Annotated in this window: 20 protein-coding genes and 1 pseudogene; 8 read left to right on the top strand and 13 right to left on the bottom strand. The window is 35.0% G+C overall.

Features of this window, described 5'->3' with window-relative positions:
• Positions 1-13: 13 nt before the first annotated feature.
• Positions 14-310: pseudogene (locus ACGHVY_RS05835) on the bottom strand (helix-turn-helix domain-containing protein).
• A gap of 7 nt (positions 311-317) precedes the next feature.
• Positions 318-506 carry a helix-turn-helix domain-containing protein gene (locus ACGHVY_RS05840; RefSeq protein WP_154029881.1) on the bottom strand — a complete coding sequence of 63 codons (189 nt, stop codon included), beginning with the start codon at positions 504-506 and terminating at the stop codon, positions 318-320.
• Between the two features lie 368 nt (positions 507-874).
• On the opposite strand from ACGHVY_RS05840, the gene ACGHVY_RS05845 reads away from it, so the two are divergent.
• The 6 genes from ACGHVY_RS05845 (at position 875) to ACGHVY_RS05870 (ending at position 7,534) form a co-directional block, all read left to right on the top strand.
• A complete protein-coding gene (locus ACGHVY_RS05845; RefSeq protein WP_390597769.1) occupies positions 875-2,062 on the top strand; it encodes an ATP/GTP-binding protein in 1,188 nt (395 codons plus the stop codon).
• 9 nt (positions 2,063-2,071) lie between these two features.
• On the top strand, positions 2,072-2,698 hold the full coding sequence (locus ACGHVY_RS05850; protein ID WP_390597771.1) for an RloB family protein: 627 nt from the start codon (positions 2,072-2,074) through the stop codon (positions 2,696-2,698).
• Between the two features lie 207 nt (positions 2,699-2,905).
• Complete coding sequence (locus tag ACGHVY_RS05855; RefSeq protein ID WP_390597773.1) at positions 2,906-4,720, top strand: P-loop NTPase fold protein; 1,815 nt, start codon at positions 2,906-2,908, stop codon at positions 4,718-4,720.
• Between the two features lie 3 nt (positions 4,721-4,723).
• Positions 4,724-5,467, top strand: coding sequence for a hypothetical protein (locus ACGHVY_RS05860; RefSeq protein WP_390597775.1), 744 nt, complete (start codon positions 4,724-4,726; stop codon positions 5,465-5,467).
• Complete coding sequence (gene qatC, locus ACGHVY_RS05865) at positions 5,458-6,849, top strand: Qat anti-phage system QueC-like protein QatC (RefSeq protein WP_390597777.1); 1,392 nt, start codon at positions 5,458-5,460, stop codon at positions 6,847-6,849. Before ACGHVY_RS05860 ends, qatC begins: the two co-directional genes overlap by 10 nt.
• A complete protein-coding gene (locus ACGHVY_RS05870; protein WP_390597779.1) occupies positions 6,824-7,534 on the top strand; it encodes a TatD family hydrolase in 711 nt (236 codons plus the stop codon). Before qatC ends, ACGHVY_RS05870 begins: the two co-directional genes overlap by 26 nt.
• Before the next feature lie 266 nt (positions 7,535-7,800).
• On the opposite strand, the gene tnpC is transcribed toward ACGHVY_RS05870, so the two are convergent.
• From tnpC to ACGHVY_RS05895, 5 genes are all read right to left on the bottom strand, one after another.
• The gene (tnpC, locus tag ACGHVY_RS05875) at positions 7,801-9,390 is read right to left on the bottom strand and encodes an IS66 family transposase (RefSeq protein ID WP_195473342.1); all 1,590 of its coding nucleotides are present in this window, start codon (positions 9,388-9,390) and stop codon (positions 7,801-7,803) included.
• 73 nt (positions 9,391-9,463) lie between these two features.
• Positions 9,464-9,832: an IS66 family insertion sequence element accessory protein TnpB gene (gene tnpB, locus ACGHVY_RS05880; protein WP_167511782.1), complete on the bottom strand. Its 369-nt coding sequence runs from the start codon at positions 9,830-9,832 to the stop codon at positions 9,464-9,466.
• A complete protein-coding gene (gene tnpA, locus ACGHVY_RS05885; RefSeq protein ID WP_390597428.1) occupies positions 9,816-10,148 on the bottom strand; it encodes an IS66 family insertion sequence element accessory protein TnpA in 333 nt (110 codons plus the stop codon). The genes tnpB and tnpA overlap by 17 nt, the downstream gene beginning before the upstream one ends.
• A gap of 286 nt (positions 10,149-10,434) precedes the next feature.
• Entirely contained in the window at positions 10,435-11,202 is a 768-nt protein-coding gene (locus tag ACGHVY_RS05890) for a DUF3732 domain-containing protein (protein ID WP_390597781.1), read from the bottom strand.
• 660 nt (positions 11,203-11,862) lie between these two features.
• The gene (locus ACGHVY_RS05895; RefSeq protein ID WP_390597783.1) at positions 11,863-12,417 is read right to left on the bottom strand and encodes a hypothetical protein; all 555 of its coding nucleotides are present in this window, start codon (positions 12,415-12,417) and stop codon (positions 11,863-11,865) included.
• Positions 12,418-12,826: 409 nt separating this feature from the next.
• On the opposite strand from ACGHVY_RS05895, the gene ACGHVY_RS05900 reads away from it, so the two are divergent.
• Complete coding sequence (locus ACGHVY_RS05900) at positions 12,827-13,297, top strand: Panacea domain-containing protein (RefSeq protein WP_390597785.1); 471 nt, start codon at positions 12,827-12,829, stop codon at positions 13,295-13,297.
• 2 nt (positions 13,298-13,299) lie between these two features.
• On the top strand, positions 13,300-13,686 hold the full coding sequence (locus ACGHVY_RS05905) for a hypothetical protein (protein ID WP_390597786.1): 387 nt from the start codon (positions 13,300-13,302) through the stop codon (positions 13,684-13,686).
• On the opposite strand, the gene ACGHVY_RS05910 is transcribed toward ACGHVY_RS05905, so the two are convergent.
• The 6 genes from ACGHVY_RS05910 to ACGHVY_RS05935 form a co-directional block, all read right to left on the bottom strand.
• Positions 13,687-13,845, bottom strand: a complete 159-nt coding sequence (locus ACGHVY_RS05910) for a hypothetical protein (protein ID WP_390597788.1) — start codon at positions 13,843-13,845, stop codon at positions 13,687-13,689. It lies immediately after the preceding gene.
• A gap of 5 nt (positions 13,846-13,850) precedes the next feature.
• Positions 13,851-14,765 carry an IS1595 family transposase gene (locus ACGHVY_RS05915; RefSeq protein ID WP_390597790.1) on the bottom strand — a complete coding sequence of 305 codons (915 nt, stop codon included), beginning with the start codon at positions 14,763-14,765 and terminating at the stop codon, positions 13,851-13,853.
• A 182-nt stretch (positions 14,766-14,947) separates the two neighbouring features.
• Positions 14,948-15,814, bottom strand: a complete 867-nt coding sequence (locus ACGHVY_RS05920; protein ID WP_390597792.1) for an AAA family ATPase — start codon at positions 15,812-15,814, stop codon at positions 14,948-14,950.
• Position 15,815: 1 nt separating this feature from the next.
• Positions 15,816-16,310: a three component ABC system middle component gene (locus ACGHVY_RS05925; RefSeq protein WP_390597793.1), complete on the bottom strand. Its 495-nt coding sequence runs from the start codon at positions 16,308-16,310 to the stop codon at positions 15,816-15,818.
• Positions 16,311-16,313: 3 nt separating this feature from the next.
• Positions 16,314-17,501 carry an ABC-three component system protein gene (locus tag ACGHVY_RS05930; RefSeq protein ID WP_390597795.1) on the bottom strand — a complete coding sequence of 396 codons (1,188 nt, stop codon included), beginning with the start codon at positions 17,499-17,501 and terminating at the stop codon, positions 16,314-16,316.
• A 608-nt stretch (positions 17,502-18,109) separates the two neighbouring features.
• Positions 18,110-22,072: a two-component regulator propeller domain-containing protein gene (locus ACGHVY_RS05935; RefSeq protein WP_390597797.1), complete on the bottom strand. Its 3,963-nt coding sequence runs from the start codon at positions 22,070-22,072 to the stop codon at positions 18,110-18,112.
• Positions 22,073-22,122 lie beyond the last annotated feature (50 nt).

The raw sequence follows: 22,122 nt of genomic DNA on the forward strand, positions 1-22,122 counted from the left end.
CCAGATAGAGAATCTACTCTTGAAAAGCCTTACGATAATTATCTTCCAATAACTTTTCCACATCTGATTCTTTATACAAGATCTTCCCTCCTAACTGATAATAAGGAAGCATTCCATTGTTACGATACTCCTGCAAAGTTCTTCTGCTAATTTTTAATCATTGGGCTAACTCCTTATCTGTAATATATCGCTCTCCATTCAATGGAGGACGGCTATTATCTATGATCTTGTTCATTTTCACAAGCATACTGTCCAATGCCTTGAAAAAAGCAACAACCTGTTTGTTGTCTTTCATTATAATACCTTTCATGACCTATTTATATTTTTGATTTTAAAATTTTCTCTTTCCGTTGAAGCCCTACAAAAGTCAATAATGCCTCTACATCCTCCGGTTTATAGAAAATCTTGTGCTGAATTTGTGAATAAGGTAATTTACCGTTATCTCTTAGGGTTTGTAATGTCCGGGGAGAAATATTCAATCTCAAACATACATCTTGGCTATCCATTCATGCACTAAGATTTTTGACATTGACTTTTTGACAAAGCGAATCTACTTGTTTTGTAAAAGCGTTGAATTGATTCATCATTTTTTCAAACAGTTTGGTTTCAATGTAAATGACTTCCATAATAATGATATTTTTTTAGTTGCACCATATTTTTGATGCAAGATAGGGCGTATTTGCATGATTTAGATTATAGTGTCATTTATTGTCACGGAAAGTCAGCTCTTTTCATAAAGAATGGAATTGATCAACTGGTGATGATACGAAATTACCCCAAAAGATAAAAAAGTAAAATAATAGCAAGAAAAGTGTATTTTGCGCAGATTATTTGTTATTTTTGTAGGAAAATTACGAAATGAAAGGATGAATGTATGATTAGAGAACTTGGTATAGAAAATTTCATGTCAATACGAAAAGAGCAGGTGTTATCTTTCGAGGCTACCAAAGACAAGACCTCTCATGAGTTATTGACTATCGAAATCAAACCAGGGATGCGGTTAAATCGTATGCTTATACTTTATGGGGCTAATGCTTCCGGAAAAAGTAATATTCTCTATGCCTATGAAACAATATGGAGAATGTTGGTGTCTCCCTATACTAATAAGCTGCAGGCTATACCTTTTTATCCGTTTGCTTTGGATAAGGATAAAAATACCCGATTGTCCGTGTCCTTTTATATAGGGCAAGTACGATACGACTATTCAGTGGAGTATAATAACCGCTATATCATTTCTGAGAAAATGGAATATGCTCCTAATGGAGTATTATCTTTATTTTATAGTCGGAAGTTTGTTCATGAAGATGTAGTACCGGATATTGAATTTGGTCGTACAGTCGGTTTGCATTTGAAAAGTAAGAAAACAATTGTAGACAATACTTTGAATAACCATACTGTACTGTCTACTTTCGCAAAAGTATCTCTAAATGAAGATGCAAAGATATTCCGTGATACCTATAACTGGATTGTTCGGTATGTGCATGGTATGAAGGGAAATACTCTTTTGGATATTGCCCAGCAGTTGATTGATAATAAAGAGAAGAAAGATTATTTTATATCGGCTATGCGAAAGGCTGATTTTAATATTTCTAATATAAGTATTGACAATGAAGCAAGAATGCAAAGTGGCAAAGATGTGTTTTTTACTCATCACACCATAGACGGATCTGATTTTACTTTATCTTCTATTGACCAATCATTGGGGACATTACGCTATTTTCAGCTACAGGAATGTATGTTTAATATGTTACGTGAAGATCATATATATAGTTTTGATGAAATAGAAAGTAATTTGCATTATGATCTTTTGCTCTATTTTCTGACGACTTTTATGATGAATACAGCCAATTCGCAAATACTGTTCACGACACAAGACCAGCAGTTATTGGATGAAGAATTTATACGTCGAGATATGGTTTGGTTTACTGAGAAATCAAAGGAAGATGCCTCTACTGAACTTTATTGTGCTTCTGAATTTGGATTGCACAAAAATCTATCTCTTTATAAGGCATATAGAACAGGAAAACTTGGTGCAAAACCGGAATTAGGTCCCATTTTTTAAGGAAGTGATATGAAAATGCGGAAAACAAAAACTACAATAGCTGTTATTGGTGAAGGGCCGACTGAAAAGTATTATTTGAAGTCATTAGAAGGTGTTATTCATGCACAAGTGAAACCAGTTGTTCCAAACCATGCCACTAGCATGGCTGAATTGGAACGTCGAATAGAACAATGCATCGATGACGGATATAATATGATATTCTGTCTAATTGATATGGATAATAAGAAAGAAGGGCGTAATCGAGAGAACTATTTAAGACTAAAAACAAAATATCATCAAAAAACGATCATCAAGAAGCGGCAAGGAACAGAAAGTCTAATACGTTTTTTTGAGAACGAGCGCTGTTTGGAAATATGGTTCTTATATCATTTCAAATATACGACTCAACAATTCAATAACTCAAATGAATTAGCAAAGGAATTGGAGCGAATTTGTAGTTATGAAAAGACCGAGGATTTTTTGAGCAGAAAATGCAGAGGATTACATAATTTCTTGCTTGCTAATGGAGGAGATTTTGATAAAGCGATTGAGAATTCCGAGAAATCTATATTATCTAAATCAAAGGAAGGACGTGAACATACTTATAGCGAAATGGCAGATTTCTTTCATGAGGTAATGAAAAATAATCAAACTTAGTCTTGTAAAAGACTATAGTTCATAATAAAAGCAAGTGTTTGATTTGATTATTCGGCCTTATCCACATGTCTTTGTAATACGTGGAAATCTTACATAAATTATGAACTAGGATGAGATAGAGTAACTTGCTGTTATCTGTCACTGTTTTTTTGATTGGTGAAATTGGTCAAACATATATAAAGGTATCTAGAGTAAATAAAGCAGACTATGTGGAAAGATTTAGAGACAAATGAAGATTTACTTGGTTATAAGGTTCATTCCATGTTATTAAAAAATGTGGTTCTTAAAGATGAAATGCTCCCTTTGTCTATAGGGGTGTTTGGAAATTGGGGAAGTGGAAAGAGCAGTCTTATGCTTTTACTTCAAAAGGATTTAGATGAATGGATTGTTAAGAAAAATAGTGAGAACCATCAGAAAACCGATAAAATACTTCAAATTACGTTTAATAGCTGGCAATTTGAAAATTATGAGAATACTAAATTGACTTTGATGGAAAATATTCTTTTTGAAATAGTCAACGATATAAAAAAGGATAAAGACTTTTTTGAAAAAGCAGATGAGTTAATTGGAAAAATCAATAAGCTTTCAGTTGGGGTATTAATTTTGAAAAAGATAGCAGGTGTTATACTACCAGATAAAGTAAAGGAGTTACTTCCGACAAAAGATGACTTAAAAGGCTTGATAGAAGAAGATGACTACAATGAACTTCTAAAGGAAGTATCTGTCTATAATACTTCAAAAATAATTTCAAGATTTAGACAGGACTTTGAAAAAATAGTAGTAGAAGCAAATTACAAGGCCATAATCGTATATATTGATGATTTAGATCGTTGTGCTCCAGAAAGGGTAATAGAATGTTTGGAGGCAGTAAAACTATTTTTAAATGTTAGTAGAACGGCATTCATTATTGGTGCAGATGAAAGAATAATTGAGTATGCAATCGAAAAACATTATCCTGTAGATCGAACAAAGGAAAAAGCTTATAGCCCATTCTCTGACTATTTGGAGAAGTTGATACAATTACCTTATAAACTACCCAAATTATCACGGTCCGAACAGGAAACATATATACTTCTGCTACTATGTAAACAGAAACTAACTGCATTGGAATACTCTCAGGTATATAAGATGTATTTAAAATTTAGAGAAAATGATAAGCATACAAGATATGATTTAGCTATGATGAAAGCTGATAATCCTACTGCAAATTTTGTCTCTGTAGAACGAATGGTCTGTATTATACCTTTAATGCTGAATTTTTTGAATGGTAATCCTCGTCAATTGAAACGTTTCTTAAACACTCTAGATATACGTTTAGAATTGGCTAACGTGGCTAATTTCAATGATATAAAGTCAGAAATTTTAGTGAAATTAATGACACTAGAGTATAATCCTATTTATAGGGCACGCTTTGAAGAATTGTATGAAAAACAAATAATTGACGGATATATTTGTGATATTAAAGAAATAGAAGAGCAAGCAAATGCTGGAACTATTATTGCCACTGGATGGAAAGACAAATGGGACTCAGATATTTTGAAAGGATGGTTGAAGGCAACACCGAGTTTAGTAAACATTAATCTTCGGAATTATTTTTGGATATCAAGAGAATCATTGAAAGATGCAGTTCCTGTAGAAAGTCTTATTAGTTCCCATGTTAATGCTGTGTTTGGAAGGTTAAGCAAACATGTTGCAGTTCGTACTCTCAAACCAGAGTTGGAAAGAGAACTGTCAAAGTTTGCTGATGAAGAGAAAGATCAATTTGCCATGCTACTGAATATGGGATTAAAGAAAAATCCTACAGAAGAACATATCTGGAGAATTGTGAATAGTGATGAGAATAATAGGTTATTAGGTGTTTCTTTAGATAGGTGTAAATTAATTTTTGAAGGTGTTTCAATCAATGAGATTGATGCACAAGCTGGAATCTTTTTCAAACGTGCTAAAATAATCAATGAGTTGAAAGACTATATCCAAAGTCTTCCAATAAACAAACGATTGGATAGAGCAATAAAACAATAGATTATGGGAACATCACAATCATTCAAACTGAAAACTACTCCTAATTGGAGCTCAGCTAAGAAAGCTATGACGGAAGTGACCACAGAAGCTACTCCGGAAAGTATAAAAAAGTTTTTAATAGCTTTTTCAAATGCAGTTAGTGACACTGTTTATAGAGGTAAAAGAAATGAAACTGGAAAACAAAGTGGTAGAGGACGTGGAAAAAGTTATTCTTTTGGTAAGGCTGGTTCGCGGATAGCTCAAAATTTTCTAGGATTAGTTAGTGGAATTAAAGATTTAGGAGTTGTTGACTTTTTAGGTTTATCTCCAGATGCATTACAAGAATTAACAGCTCAAAAACTATTATATCAACTTTATGACAAATTGGCTGAAAAAGATGATGCTAATCCTGATGATGAGGCAGCAAAGGCTGCACTGGATGAGTTATTAGCTGAAGTTTTCAATGAGTGTGAAGAGATAGAAGATTTTAATGGTATTATTCAAAACGCCAACCAAGATATGATAGATGGTTGGCTTATTTCATATAATGTAAGCTATATCATAGAATATAATGCAGAGCTTTTCCAAACACATATTTTTTCTAAAGAAGCCAATCCCGAAAGAGTGTTTGGCGAAATTAAAAGATTTTTAAAGAATGAAGTGTCTATTTATTTAGGAGAGGAAATGCATAATATAAATATATTCTCTCTGGAAGGTAGACAATTTGTTGATGAAATGACAGGTAAAATTTTAGATATATGGCAATAGTTGTAAACATACAGTATAGTCAAAATCGTGATAATAGACGATTGGGGACATTTTCCTTATCTTTTATTGATGAGCAGAATATTATTCATTCTGTAGATATGAAATTTGGCTTTGAAGATTTGTGGACATTTGCCCATGATATGGAGTCAACGGCATTTGACTTCTTAATATTATCCTTAGTTGTCTATAATGTCGATAGAGCAATAAATAGGTTGAAATTTTCTTTGGATGGATGGCATAGAAGCTTGATTATTAATTGTATACCAGTTAAAAATGTAGTAAAAATGCAGCATGCAGTGACACTTTTCGAATCTGCTGTAAATTTTTTGACTGGAGACACGTGGTATTTCAATTTTGTACAAGCTCCTGAATACGACTACCGACCGACTATACAGAAGAACTTTGAACGAGGCGAGTTTGATAAAGTATGCTTATTTTCTGGGGGATTAGATTCTTTAATCGGATTTATTGATGAAGCCAGTTCTTTGTTAGAAAATAGAAAAATATTATTGGTTTCGCATAAAGAATTAGGAAAAGAAGGTGGTGATCAAAAGCGAATATTAGATATTTGCCGAGAGAAGGGATTTTATAATAATCAATATGAACGTGTTTTGGTAAATGCTGGATTAAAGCCTAAGACGTGGGTGAATAAATCAGGTGCAGAAGGTACATTTAGATCACGCTCGTTACTTTTCTTTGCAGCTGGTATATATGTTGCTCATTCCATTTCTGATAAAACAAGCCTTATAGTACCAGAGAATGGTACTATATCCATAAATATTCCTCTTGATAAAGGACGTAGAGGTGCTTGTAGCACAAGGACAACACATCCAACATTTATCAAACGTATTCAGAATGCTTTGACAAAAATCGGGATTAATAATACAATCATAAATCCCTATCAATTGAAATCAAAAGCTGATATGATGATAGACTGTTATATGAATGATGACAAAAAGAGAATATTGTCTACTATATATTCAGAGTCATGTTCTTGTGCAAAACGTTCACATAATAGATGGTGGGATAGACGTGGTGGGAATATAAGACATTGTGGACATTGTCTTCCATGCATATATCGTCGCGTTGCTTTAGATATAGTTGGTGCTGACAACATAATGGATATTGGAACGGATATGTTTGATAGTAGACATTTTAAAATTAGTGATACAAAACAAGAAAGTAGTAATGATATTCGTTCGTTAATCTATTTCTTGAAATTTAGATGTAACAGAAAAAATATTGAGCACGAATTGAGGCTTAATGGTATAACAAATGAAGATGAACTATTACAATATACAGAGTTAGCTTTACATTCATATGAACAAGTCAAAACGTGGTTAATTAAAGAGAATCATGGTCGATACCCATTGTCATTTTGATATGATGCCTGCCCCCGAAGCTTATATTGCAAAGATGGAAGCAGAGGGAAATCTGGTCATTGGTGTTACTAATTGTCCAGAGCATTTTAATATTGGATACAACGCAGTTTGTAAATATAGACATATACGGTTGGCTTTAGGTTTTCACCCTCTTTTGGCTAAAGAGATTGAAGATCAATTGAATTTATTTCAACTGTATGTAGATAAGACTTCATATATAGGTGAAATAGGTTTGGATTTTTCACGAGAAGGTATATTATCAAAACACACACAGTTGGATTGTCTGCATTCAATACTGACATGTTTAAAGGATAAAAATAAAATTATCAGTGTTCATTCTCGAAATGCCGAAAGAGAATTACTCGACATATTGGTGGAATACAATATTAAAAACGTTATATTCCATTGGTATACAGGTAAATTAAGCGTAATGCCAGAAATAATACAGAAGGGTTATTACTTTTCTGTAAATGAAGCTATGACTCGGAGTGTCAGTGGAAAAAAAATAATAGAACACATTCCATTAGACAGAATACTCACAGAAACTGATGCTCCATTCAATAGAAAATGTGATTTGTTAAAGACTTATCAATACCTCGCAGGTATTGGATGTAGCAAACAGAAGATTTATTCTAATTTTACAGATATATTGAAAAGATTAGATACTTCACTTAAAAGAGGGTAGTTCGTTTTAATCTTTTATAAATCAGCGATTAAAAACGCTTTTTTAAATGGGCAGGTAACGATATAGTAGTGGAAGTCCAGCTACACATTGCATTTCTGTAAGCATCCGATAAAATACCCGTTTTCTCTATCATATTTTCATAGCACCTTTGCCTGTGCAATATTGCATGAACTTCTAACATATTTTGTAAGCATCCGATAAAGTACACTATAAAAAATGGCTATATCTCCTTTCCAGGTAAGCAGCCATCTATCGTTGTATCTCCATCATTCTTTATTCTTTTCCTTCCATTTGTGTGGCAACATTTGTAGCAGTTCCTCATAATTTGCCTTCTGCATATATGGCATTCTTGCTATAACGTCATTCAGATAAGTGCGCGGATTTACTTTATGCGCTTTGCACGTAGCCAGTAACGAACAGACGACACTCATGCTGACGGCCGCCTGATGGTCTCCACAGAACAAGTAGTTCTTTCTACCCAATGTGATTGGTCGGATGGCATTTTCCGCCAGATTGTTATCAATATGGATACGTCCATCCTGCAGATACCTCATCATATTCTCCCAGCGGGTATAGGCATAGGTTATCGCCTTTCCGGTCAGGCTGTTTGGGCTGTATTTTATCCCTTCTGTTTCCATCCATAGCTTCAAGGCATCCATAATAGGTCCAGCAAGTTCCTGACGTTTTCCCATTCGTTCATTTTCTGTAAGCTGCTTCTGGTCACAGTCATGTTCTATGCGATATAGAAGCTGTATTTCTTTTAAGGCATGTTCCGCCATCTGCCTGTTTTCAGCAAGTGCCTGCTCAAAATACCTGCGTATATGAGCCATGCAGTTAACAAGGCGCACATTCGGGTTGACCTTGAAAGCCGATTCGTAACCCTCAAAGCCGTCACATTGAAAATAACCCTTGAAGTTTTTAGCCAGTTGCCCTATCACCGTACCTGACCGTGATCCTTTGTCATAATGGAAAAGCACCAGTCGTTCGACTACTGCCCTGACCATCCACAAGTATTCCTTGTTGGTCTGATGTCCTGCCTTGTCCAGTACAGGTACGGTCGTTTCATCCCCCTGTATGTAGTCGGATTTCATGATTTCCTGCCTGAGTACCTCGTAAAGTGGCTTGAGAAGTTCAACCGCAGGCTTGAACCATCCGTCTATGGTACTTTCACTAGCTTTGAAGCCCAGGTGATGCAACTGTTTCACCTGGCGGTAGAAGGGAAGATGATACTCATATTTCTGCAGGAGTATCTCCGCCAAAAGTGTAGGTCCCGCTATTCCTTTGTATATAGGCAACAGCGGCATGGCGGCTATCTCCACTCCTTTTCTGCCGACCGGTGGAAGTGAAGTGTTGTCTTTAAGGGCATATTTGGGCCGTACAATCTCCTTTATATAAAGTTGTCCGGGCTTATGTTCCACCACACGGGTCACTTCCTCACCAATCTTCCTGTACAGTTCCAGGTCAATGTCTTCCGGCTCGATGATTACCCTTTCAAGTACGGGAAGACCTTCCATTATCCTGCGGTTATTCCGTTCCCGTTTCTTGCTCTCCACCGTTTCTTTTGTGATTGTCTGCACCGCTACTTCACGCGCTTTTTCCAGTTCAGCCGCGTTATCAGGAAGAAAGTCACCGAACAGGTCAGGCTGGTTGGAATCAAGAGACGGGAGTTTCTCTGACTTGTGACCGAAAAGCTGGCGGTTCAGCCATGCGACTTGAGCCGTCAGCTCATTGAGACGGTTCTGTAAGGATTCATTCTGCCGGGTAAGCCTGATAATGGTCTCAGCCTGGGATGCGTTCACCTGCTGCAGGGACTGCAGCATTGAGTTCATCTGTGAAAGCATCTCTTCCTGAGTCATAATCCGTTTCTTTTAATTACACTATAAATGTACAAAATATATCCCGGACAGACAAGGAATACGACATCTATTTTTATACAGTATATACATTTCGTTCCGCCCTCAGACGTCTCAAACGCTGCCCGGGAGATTCACGGATTCCTTCCACCATAATGACAAGATCGCGCCATTCCATCGGATAGCTGCGCGATTTCTCGTCATATTCGGGAATCTTGAAATGACCGGCTTCAAGGCGCTTGACATACATCACCAGACCGCCATCCTCGGCATGGAGAAGCTTCATCAATTTACGGCTGCTGCCAATGAAGATGAATACATCACCGTTCCTGACACTGCAGCCCATACGCTCGTGTACCACACCGCAGAGAGAACTGATACCCTTGCGCATATCAGTCCTGCCGGGGCAGAGAAAATACCGCATCGTATCATTCAGGCAGAACATGGCAACAGGCGTATTGGTTAATCAAACGGGAAGCGGCCTCTTCCATACCGGCACCCAAATGGGCACGGACACCATTAGGAAACAACAGGGTCATTCCGGAAACAGAAGAGGAGGAAGCAATACAGGGGGACTTCAGGCTGATGGGGGTTAAGACTGATTGGGGAGCAGATGTCTCGTGATCGGGAACACTGGAAGATTTACGTTTCCAATAATTGTACGTGGAGTAACTGACATGTTCACGTTGCAGAAATTTCAGAAGATTCAGACCGCTTAAACGATGCAGTTCCTGTAAAGAGGTAAATTGTTCTTTTGTCATAATGAAAATATGTTAGAAGTTCATGCAATATTGCACAGGCAAAGGTGCTATGAAAATATGATAGAGAAAACGGGTATTTTATCGGATGCTTACTGAAAACTTATATTACTTATATTGTCTTTATGTGCATCTTTCAGGCGCATGTTGATGTTTAACCATAAAAACTCTTACTAAAACTTTCATTTTTGGATATAAGATTTTTTATAATCAGTAATGAAGACCCTCGAATTCTATTTAAGAACACGGGAATAAGCGTAAGTTGAAAATAATACTATTCTAAGCCTCTTTATTTCACATCCTCATTATCTGGTTTATACCATTCTTTTGGAATTAATTTTTCTCCATTCCGCCAAACTTCTCGTACATGATTTTTAAAATTATCTTCATTTAGATATGCATGATCTGTTATTATTACTTGAAAGTTTGAATTTAAACTATTAGTTCGATTTATTATAAAATCAAACATTTTTTTTACTGCTATTTCATCTGAATTCTCTTGTATTATGCCGTCATTATTGATATCTTTTTCTGGAGGAAAATACACTTGTGTAGGTTGGTCAATAATAAGAAAATGGGGTATTGGTCTATTTGTTTGAATAAAATGTTGATGTAAAGCAAAATGTATTAATAGATGATAGCTAACCCAGTTCGCACCACTACCCATTTGAGATAAAGGAATAGATTTATCATCCAAATCTGCTATAAGTGTCAACTTAGGCAAATCAAATCGAATTAATGCGTTTTCATATTCTACATCCAAATCTTTTACCCAGTTACTCATAAACAGATTTATTTTATTAATAATTGAATGCAATTTATCTTCTTTACTTTCTTTATCAATGAACTGCGACAAATCGTTAATTTCGTCACTGATGGCAATCATTTGATTATCAATTGTTTTATCCTCAGAAAAGTCTACACTTTCTAAAAACAGACTGATACGCCCAATAACCTTACCTCTTCGTAAATTCAGATCTCTTAACAATCTTGCTTCTTCTTGTTCTTTATATAAAGCATTAATGGCAGTTTCTGTTTTTATAATGCCATCTTTCATTGAATCTCTTTTTAGACAAAGATCTTGTAGATATTTGGTCAATCGAGGCTTTTCTCTAACTGTCTCTTCTAAACTTTTATTTAAATTATTTAGAGACGAATGAATTGCTTTTATTGAAGGAATTGGTGTTTCAAGTTTATTACAACATAAAGGGCATCTGGTATTATCGGCTTCAGTATCATTGAATAGACCTACGCTTTCAAGTCTTATTTTTTGTTGGATAACCTCTTCTGCATAATAAAAGTTATTTTGAAGAAATGTTTTAGTTGCCGAGATAGTGTCTTCACAATGTCCAAGCTCTATTTTTTGTTCATTTCTTTGTTCTATTAATTTTTTTGGCAGTGAACACTAAAGTTACACCACGTTGTTTGTTATAACTAAAAGTTATACCGGAGCAAAACGCTCCGGTATTAATTGGTTGCTAAGATAGTCACTATTTTTTAATTTTCCAACTTATTTTTTCGTAAAGTGAAATAAAGAATAATCCTATCAAGCACATAGATACTATATCTGCTATTTGAAATATAAATGATGATATATCTGTGATTAGACAAATAAATGTCATGATTGCTTTTAATAGGCATCCTATAAATGCTATTAAAGATGCTGTTTTCAAACTTGTTATTCTCATTTTATTACGTTATTAATTTGTTTATAGAGTTATTTCCATTTATCAAGATTTCCTTTCTGTATTTCTTTCTCAAATAAACGATAGGCTTCCCTTGCTTTTTCTGCTGCACTCTTTCTGATTTTGTAGTCATAATATCCATCAGTAGTATATATTCTAACAGCAGTCATTATATGGTTCTTAAAAACAGACAAATCACCTAATAGTAATATACGAAGTCCCCATAAGTCCATTCCTAATGCTCCTACTGTTCCTTCTCCTCTTCCCGATGCATAGTCTGATACTGTAAATTCATGTGTATTATCTTCTTCATCAAGAAATACCACCTTGGAATTTACACTTACTAATCGCGCATCTGCTGTTAGCCATTTCATCAATATCATATTTAAGCCATTTTCACGACCAAAACATATTGCAATATTTTTTCCTGTTTGAGTACCGATAAATGCTTCTGATGAAATCTTTTCATAAGACGTGTACACAACTTTGTCTTTTGTGAATTTATCAGTTTTACTGACTTTAATACTTTGCGCTTGGATACTGAGACTAAGCATCAATAATAACAGAAGTAAAAGATTCTTTTTCATACATTTTGTGTTTTATTGGTTAATACTAAAAGAAGTCAGTTTATTCAGCAATAACCATACGCAAAGTCACAAAAAAAAGACGTAGTGCTACTGCCATACGTCATCAAGGCTCACCACAAGCCCACTTACTCAATGGCAGCGCACCACGTCAGTATATGACGAAGTACACTTTACCCAACGAGTAAGTTCATTTATAGCCAAGTTCTGTTATCCGAGGTGGTGATTCTGATGACGATTAGGCTACACTATTTCTTCCAAAAAATTGGATTTCTCCCCAATTTTTCGTATCTTTAGTGCAAAGATAGTTGTTTATGGCTAATTGTCAACTAACAATATTCAATTTTTACTAATAAAAAATACATTATCTGGATTAAATGTTTTATTTTGCAAAATAATAAGGAGTAAATATATGAAATCTATTGTTATTACTATCGCTAATTATTTTATAGAATTGGCAAAAAAAGAAGGATTTAAGCTAAAACAATTTGGCTTAATGAAGCGTGTATATATAACATATGGTTTTTATTTAGCCCTATATAATGAATCGCTATTAATAGACAATGAATGTGTTGAGGCATGGGAAAATGGTCCTGTTATACCTTCTGTATATTATGCATTTAGACATAATAAGGGCGGAAACATATGCTGTAAGTCAACTTTGGGAGACGATACTATTCAAGATGAAAAACTAAAAAAAATTGCTGATATGGTATGGAAAAGATACCATAACTTATCTGATGATGAACTAATTAAACTATTACATCGTGATGGTACTCCTTGGTCTTATAGCTATAAATATCTAATGAATAATAAAATAAGTGATATATACACCAAAGCCTATTATAGGAAGGTTATTAATGACATTTTATCTAATAAATAGCAATGAGTGAAGAACAAATACAAGACGATGTTCTTATTTCAGAAATTGGAAATTCTCCTATTAGTGAAACTCCTATGTCTAATAGAGATGTAGAACAAGAAATAAAAATAGCAGAACTTGATATAAAAAAAGAAGAATTAGAAAGTAAAAGACAGGATAGGCTGCAAAGAAAAGCTTACGCTGATAATATATTCAAATTCTTATGCGTTTATATGATAGCCATTTTTATTATCCTTTTTAGACATGGGGAAATCTTAAATGGATTTGAGTTGGCAGATTCTGTTGTTATTACTTTAATAACGACTACCACAGCTAATATTATAGGTATATTTATTCTTGTCGTTAGATATTTGTTTAATCCGTCAAATGGGAATAATAAAGGAAAATAGCTACTCTTTTTCAGGATTTGGTTTGCTCATTTCTAGCAGTGCTTCTTTTAGCTTGTCTTTGGGTATAGTGAGAACAAAACCCTCTACTTCATAGATAGGCTTCCTTTTTTTCTTCTCCTTCTTAGGCTTTTCTGTCTTTATGTCTTTGTTATTTGCCATAATTTTTAAGCTGCTGCATATTGCAAAAGTAATTCAATTCTCTCAAATTTGCTAATTTTTCGGGTGTTAAATCTGAAAACAAACTCGTCAACATATCTCTGCATATATTTCTTGCTGACATGAATGTATGTTCCTTTAATAGTTCTTTTGAATACCGACCAAGCGTTTTCAATCCTATTTGTTGTAACTTCGATGATTTCTCCGTCATCGGTAACTAGAATCATTCCATAGAAATTCTTTCCGTGGTCTACAGACATTTGGGTATATTTCTTCTCTAGTCCTTTGTAGCTCCAACCATCGGTATAAACTGAACTTCCTACTTCAACGTTCTTTTTTACAATTGGAACAAGTGTTTCAGCTTGGGTGTTAGGAACGACCCTTGCAAAAATTTTCCCTCTTCTTTCTATAGCACCAAATACAGGAACTTTATCCTTGTAACTACGTCCTTGACACTTTTCTACTTTCTTATCTTTATGACGATTTCCATTCTTTCCGCCCACGAATGTTTCGTCTATCTCAACTTCGCCTGATAACTTTTGATTGTTTTCTTTAGCCATTGCAGTTCTTATTCTGTGAAGCATATACCACGCTGTTTTCTGTGGAATATCCAAATCGTCAGCTAATTGATATGAAGATATAGCGTTCTTGTGATTGCTAATCATAATAATTGCGTACAACCAATCTCGCATTTCTAATTTTGAGTTGGCAAAGAATGTTTTAGTTCTATAAGTGAAGTATTTCCCAGTATTCTTGCACTTATATTTACCGTTCTTACATTTGTACACCTTAGATGTCGGGTCAAAAGGTGAAACCACTCCATCTTTCCACCTTATTTCCTCGTAGAATCTGATTGCGCTTTCTTCGTCCGGGAAGGAAGCCCTGAACTCCATGATGCTTTGTCTTTTCCTTCTCTTTTTCATAACGCTTATCTTTTTAATCTGTTACAATATAGTGAAAATAAATGAGATATGCAAATAAAAAGACAAATATTTTTGATAATGAATAGAAAATGTTATCTTTGTATCGAGAACAAAAAAAGGACGCCAAATAGCGCCCTTATAACAAAAAGTTATGATAAATCAGTGTGGTGTAACTTTAGTGTTCACTGCCATTTTTTTAATGTAGAATTTTCGCCATTTACGGATATTTCAGAAGAATTGTATTCCCAGTCTTTTATGGTATTTAATACAGCTAAAGCTTCCGAGATACTACTAACCTCAAGTCCTTTTTGAAGAAGACCATATTCTTTAGCTTCTTCAATAAGAGCAAAAGCCATACTTATGCCATCACTGTAAATCTTTTCTGCCTCATTTTTTGTCCTAACTAATCTATTAAGAATTCTTTTCTTTTGTGCTATTTCTTGCTCTATTTTTAGACTATCTTCTCTAATTGCACCTAAAAAATATGGCAAAGAATCCTTTATAGCTTGAGGAACAAAGGGCTCTGTTTGTTTGTAAAAAAGATAATCTTGTTGGGCTATCAAAGTTTGAGGTTGAAAGCAAAATAAACGAGCATGTTTAAAATTTACCTCCAAAGAGTCTCGTGTATTATTTTCTGCTACCTGCAAATTTTCAGCTATTCCTATTTTCTTTGATAAGAAATCCTTCAGTGCAATTATATTGCTGTTTGCATGCAAAGATTTAAATTCTGGGATTACTCCTTTATCTACATTTTCTATATAGATCTCGGTTATTGTGTTGGCATTTCTAACATTGGGATTAAGTCTGGCTATCACATATTGTTCATCATTATTAAAAACTACAGTAATTGCAAACCACTGAACATTATCTCTAATAACACCATCCGCAATCTTACAATCTTTACTTCCTAAGCAATAATCGACTATATTTATTATTGCAGTTTTACCAGATTTAGATTCCCCTGTAATAATATTCACTTTCCCAATTTCAAATGTCAGAACTCTATTATGTTCTGCATCTTTGTATAAAATTATATTTTGAATCTGCATATTAAGGTCGTATTTTTAAAAACATATATATTGTCTGTTCATTACCTGTCAAACGTAACCATTTACCTAATAACTCAGCTTTTTTGAAAATAGATTGAACTTCATCTGTATTTTCACCTCTGAGATTTCTTTTTCTATAATTCTGTATTTCAATTTTACCGTCATTTGTGATACTTACGCACCTGTGTAACAATAAAAACATTAATGCTTCTTTTGAATATGGCAATAGTTCTTTTACACGATCTGCAAAATTCAGAAATAATGGTTCATTTTCATCTACCCAATGATGAAAATAGGTACTTGACCTCATTGGCATTTTATCTCTGGTTTTCTTGTGTAAAAGGATTGGCAAAACTAATGGCATCAATGAATATGAGAATAGTAACTTTTCATCATTATCATTGTATGCTGTAATTGTTCTTCTGATAATCTCCCCACAAAAAGCAGGATTCAATAAATTAGCTGCTATAGGAGATCTATTTTCCCATTGTTTCATTTATTAATCTTTAAGTAGTTCTTGAAAATTTGGATGCCATCCGATTTTTTTCTCATCCGCAAGCATATGACAACTTCCAGTTGTCATATATTGAGGCTGAAAATTATTCCTTATTTTATAAGTAGGCGTACTCTTTACATAATAAGTCTCATAAAAAGATTTCCCCGCTTTTATCAATTCATCATCTGTAAGTCCTTCACAATCATCTTTCATCAAAGAAAAAACACGATCCCAATGATCATATAACAATTTGTCGAACCTATTGTACTCTTCTATTCCAGTAAGATTATCTCTTAACCATTTAGAACGTTGTTCGTAGGCTCTTCTAAAGTCACTTATGGCTCTACGCAAACTATTATTTTTGGTTGATATTAATTTTAGTTGTTTTATAAATATTTTTTCTTCATAGTTGTTAATTTCTTCTTCATCAATAGTTAATGGGTTAGGAAAATCATCTGGTAAATTCTCTTCCGAGAACATTTCGCGTATATCCGATATTTCTAATTGCAATTCTTTAATTGTAATGCAATCTTTTCTATTCGTCAAAAGTAAAATACACTGTCCAAACCACCATCCTTCAATTTTTTCTATAAAGGAATCCAGCTTACCAACTGGAGCGGAGAACTTCAATTCTTGTTTTATTGCCAAAAATGTATCTTCAATTGATAAAGATGCATCAATTACGAAAATGTTTTGAACTAACTTCTCTCTTTGTTCATTTGTTAAAGCGCGAAATGCATTGTAGCCATTTTGGTTAGTTACATTAGTTATTTCTTCTGCTATTAATAACATGCTCTCTAAAACCCCAATCCTTAACTCGTCAGATTTAATAGACAGTTTATGGATAAATGATCCATCACTAATTGTAGCAGTTGTGATTAGTGTAAAGAATGTATTTTCGATATCAGTAATTATTCCAGTAGTAATAGCTTCACTCCAGACTCTAATTGTTTTCCAAAAATCAGGACTTCTATCACTTAAGTTAGCTTTTGAATTAACATGGAGTTTCGTTTGAAATAAATTTTTAGTGTTGACATCATCAATAACAATATCATCCAAATCTTCAAGTCTTATGCAAGGATTCTCTTTTTTACGTTCATGCAGAAGAAGATATAAACTATATCTAATCTGATAATAATATCCCAAAGATGGTTCTTTAGCTGAAAAATCGGTTTCAAATGATGGTCCCATATTAAAACTATTTATCTATATTATCAGCTATAGACACTTTTAATTATTTCATGGTATCATACTGATAATGTTATTAATATACAAATTTAGCTTAAAATACAACATCTTCAAAACATTATCACAAAATAACGAACTGCTTCATGGCATAAAATAAGCACTTTCTAATGGTTACAAGTTTAACAAGGCATTTTTAAAGAACGACCGACAATTAGTGGACAATACTTTTTAGCTTATATAACCCTCATCTTTCTGATCCCTAATTTATCTATTTTGAAAGAGGGCTGCAATGATTTGGAACTTGACTAAAAATATGTAAAAAATGAGTTCGATATATTTCAAGCACAACTGTTTTTATGAGGGTTTTATATTTGAACATATAATTAGGTAGTTGGATTTCGTTTAAAGGAGACTGGGTCTTTTAACAGTAATTGTACTAATTTCAAAATTCAAATTATGGAGTTGGCACGTTTCGTTATTTGAGGTTTATTGCGTGTGTGCTTTAAATAGAACTTGCTATGTGTGGTAAGTAAATTACACTATATTAACTAGCGCTTCATCTTATTGATTTTCAGTGCTATATTAAGTTTATAGAGATTTCTACAGAATCTTTATGAGATCATACTTTTTTTATTTTTTGTGTAATCTTTTGGTAATACACCGAATTTCTGTTTAAAACATTTGGCGAAGTAGGAAGAACTGGTAAAACCTAATTGTAAGTAAACTTCATTTATGCGCATTCCTTCGGATAGATATTGGGCAGCCATGTTCAGACGATAATTCAACACATAAGTATTGGGTGTCATACCAGTGACAGCCTTGACTTTTCTATGAAAATTACTACGGCTCATATTGATTTTTTCTGCCAGATTATTTACTGAATAATCTATGTCGTCCACTTGTTCTGCCAATATCTCATCCAGAATTTTAATAAATTCCATATCCTTCGAAGAAAATGCATACTTTTCCGGCTCGGACATGCTGTCGTTTGTTTTGGGAAAATCACTTAGCAATTGATGGAAAGCCAATCGTAATGCCATCAGATTCTCAACTTGTTTATGTAGCTGTTTGATTGAGAATGGCTTTTCCATGTATACGTCTGCTCCGTTTTCCAATCCTTCTATTTTGGCAGACAATGTAGTCTTGGCTGTAAGCAGGATGACCGGTATGTGAGAATATTCAATGTTTGATTTTATTTGATGGCATAATTCTATACCGTCCATTTCTGGCATCATGACGTCACTGATAATAATGTCGATGTTCTCTTCCGTCAATAATTCCAAGGCTTTCCGACCATTTTCGGCACATCTTACATGATACCATTGTTGTAAGGAATTACGTGTTATACTCAGCAAATCCGGATTGTCTTCCACTAATAAGAGTGTAGTCTTTTCTTTTTCTGTATTTACTTCCTTGTTTGTTTCCATTTCGCAAATATCTTCCTTATGTGCTGAGTTTTCATTCACAGTATCGGTCATGTTTACTTTTGGAAGAGATAGGATAAAAGATGAACCACCGGAAGGAATGTCTCGTAGTGACAATGTTCCTTTATGGGCTTCAGCTAATATTTTGGAGAAAGCCAACCCGATACCTGTTCCTTTGTTGGAAGGAGCATCCGGTACTTGATAGAACAATTGGAAGATTTTCTCCTGCTGGTCTTTGGGTACACCACATCCGTCATCGTTTACCTGAATCGTGATTGTATCCTCTGTAGTCTCTAATTTTAATTCTATGTGCGATTGGGCATATTTTATTGCATTGCCTAATAAATTGACTATGACGGTTCTTATTTTGTCAATATCAATGGAAGTATATATATCTTCTGTCGGGAGAACGATTGACAACTCGATATCCTTCAATGCTGCAATATTATGGAATTGCTCATAGATGGAAACAAGTTGGAGATTCAAATGGCAAGGTTTGGGATTTAATAGCACTCCATTACTTTCTATTTTTTGAAAGTCGAGGAGCTGGTTAGTGATATTCAACAGATAATTTACATTCTTATCAATCATCGACACATATTCATCCTCCCTCTTGTTTTCTCGTAACTTCTCCAATGGCAGGCAAATCAGACTGAGCGGTGTACGTATTTCATGTACAAGGTTGACGAAAAAGTTTACTTTTAGTTTATAAGTCTCTTTTTCTTTGGCAAGGTTGAATTCCTCCATCCGCCGTTTGTATTTGCGTTTGACATATAGATTCCAGCGATATCCTACATAGATAATGATACTTGTCAGGAGTAATGAATAGGCTATGTATGCCCAAGCACTCTGCCACCATGGTGGTGTGATTATAATCTTCAGCATTGTAGTTTCCCGGTTCCACTCTCCATCGTTATTCGAACCGTTTAGCATAAATGTGTATTCACCGGGAGGTAGATGATTGTAAGATACAGAGTTGGTAGTTGTATTTCGAATCCATGTCGGGTCTATTCCTTTCAGCATATAGTTGTATTGGTTTCTTTGTGATTCTCCATAACTCAGAGCTGCAAAGTCAAGGGTGAAACTATTCTTTTGGTAGGGCAATCTGATTTCTTTTTTTAGGTAGAGAAGTTCTTCATGGGTGTTTGCCGCTTCCCGAGATGTATTCTCGTCATTGGAATAGGGGAAATGGATGTCAGTCACATATACTTGCGGAACATACGTGTTTTTTATTATTTGTTCGGGGACAAAAGCATTGAAACCATTGCTGCCACCAAAATACAACCTGCCGTCTGATGTTAATAAAGAAGCGCCGGCAATGAATTGATTGCTCAGCAGACCGTCATTGATGGTAAATAAGCGTGCATCGTTTGTTTTCCGGTCGATTTTATACAATCCCTTGTCTGTCGAAATCCAAAAGTTACCGTTCCGGTCTTCCTCGATGGAATAGATGGTCACATTTTGTAATTGCGTATTTTCGGAGCAGTTGTTGACAAAACGTTTCTGTTCGGGAGAGAAATAACATAGTCCGTTTCCATTGGTTCCCAGCCACATCACCCCTTTGCTGTCTTCAAACAAAGTAGTGATTGTATTGTCGGGAATTATCGAAGAGTTACTTCTTTGTCCATAGTGTTTCCATTGTCCGTTTGGATAATAGCAGAAAGCTCCCAGGTTGGAAGTGGCAATCCATAGATTTCTGTTGGAATCTTCATATATATCGGTGACGGGAGTCATTGCTCCTACGTATATATTCACAAAGAAATTGTCCTGTTCCTCATTGTAGGTACAAAGTCCCATACTGGTTCCTATGTAAATGTTCCCTTTGTGGTCTTTGCCGATTGACATAACATTGTTGCTTGACAATGTTTTAATCATACGGTCGGAATGGGTGTAATTTTTGCTAACACCGGTTTTCAGGTCATATCTGAACAGTCCGTTTTCATGTGTGCCAATCCAAAGCCGCTCACCATCCAAATGTAAAGCACTGATGTTGTATTTCCTTTCAGTATGCGGCGATAACACACATTCCGTCAAGCTTTGTGTCCGCGGCTGGTAGAGCCATAATCCGTGTTGGGTGCCTATATACACCTCTCCATTCTCTTTTTCGCAAAAAGTGTTGACGCCTTGGGCGATTTTCTGTCCCATGGGGATGATATGATGTTCAAACCTTCGTAATTGCCTCGGCATGTAATTCACCCCTCCGTTTGTTGCCAGCCAAAGAGTTCCTTCGGCATCCAGCATCATTGCATTTACTACCGGATTACTCATGGCATATTCGCCTGTAGTTTCTACTTTCTTCCATTCTTTGTTTTGTCTACCGAAGAGGAAAAGTCCCGAATTCGTGCCTATTAATAGTTGCTCGCTGTCATATTCTATCATGCAGAGGATAGAGATGGAGGAAGGAAGCGGATAACTGTTCACCATTTTTTCTTTTTCGGAATAACACTCTAGTGTATTTTCAGTACTGAACCAGATACCTTCAGAGGTACTTAACAGACCATTTACTTTTTTCTTTTCTTCTGCTTCGTCCGTAAGTGTGGAAAGGGTAGATAGAAAATAGCCCATCCGGTCGAATACAAATATTCCTTTGTTGATAGAGGATATATAAATACGTCCATCTACCCCTTGACAGATATCTCTAGCAAATGAATTCTGTAGGATATTTTGTCGTAGAACGCCTGTTTGCGGGTTGTATACAAATATCCCTTGTCCCAAGGTGGTAATCCAAATCAGTCCGTTGTCCGCTTTCCATATTTCGGTTACTTCACAACTGACGAATACATCGTATCGTGTTTTCTTGTCGAAAAAAGAGAAATCATCTGTAGAACGGTGATAGATATATACACCATTATTGGTGCCTATCCATATATCTTGGTTATCTTCCATCAGAGAAGATACAAAGTTATTCCCCAATGAGCGGGAAACTCCTTCCACATGTCGATACACCCGGTTTGTATATCCGTCATAGCAATTCAGACCGTTGCTTGTCCCTGTCCAGATAAAACCGTAAGAATCCTGAAGAATAGACCATACCGTGTTGTGTGATAGGCCATCGGATACTTGGTACTTTTTGAAAGGAAAAGTGACGGAAGCTGACAGAGGTCCTGCAAAAAGAATGATATAAAAGAAAAAAATAAATATGCTTTTCATGATATTTCCAATTCTACATTGTTTCGGATATTCTCTGAAACGAAATCATC

Origin of the sequence: Bacteroides sp. f07 (assembly GCF_042854785.1) — a bacterium.
GTDB lineage: Bacteria > Bacteroidota > Bacteroidia > Bacteroidales > Bacteroidaceae > Bacteroides.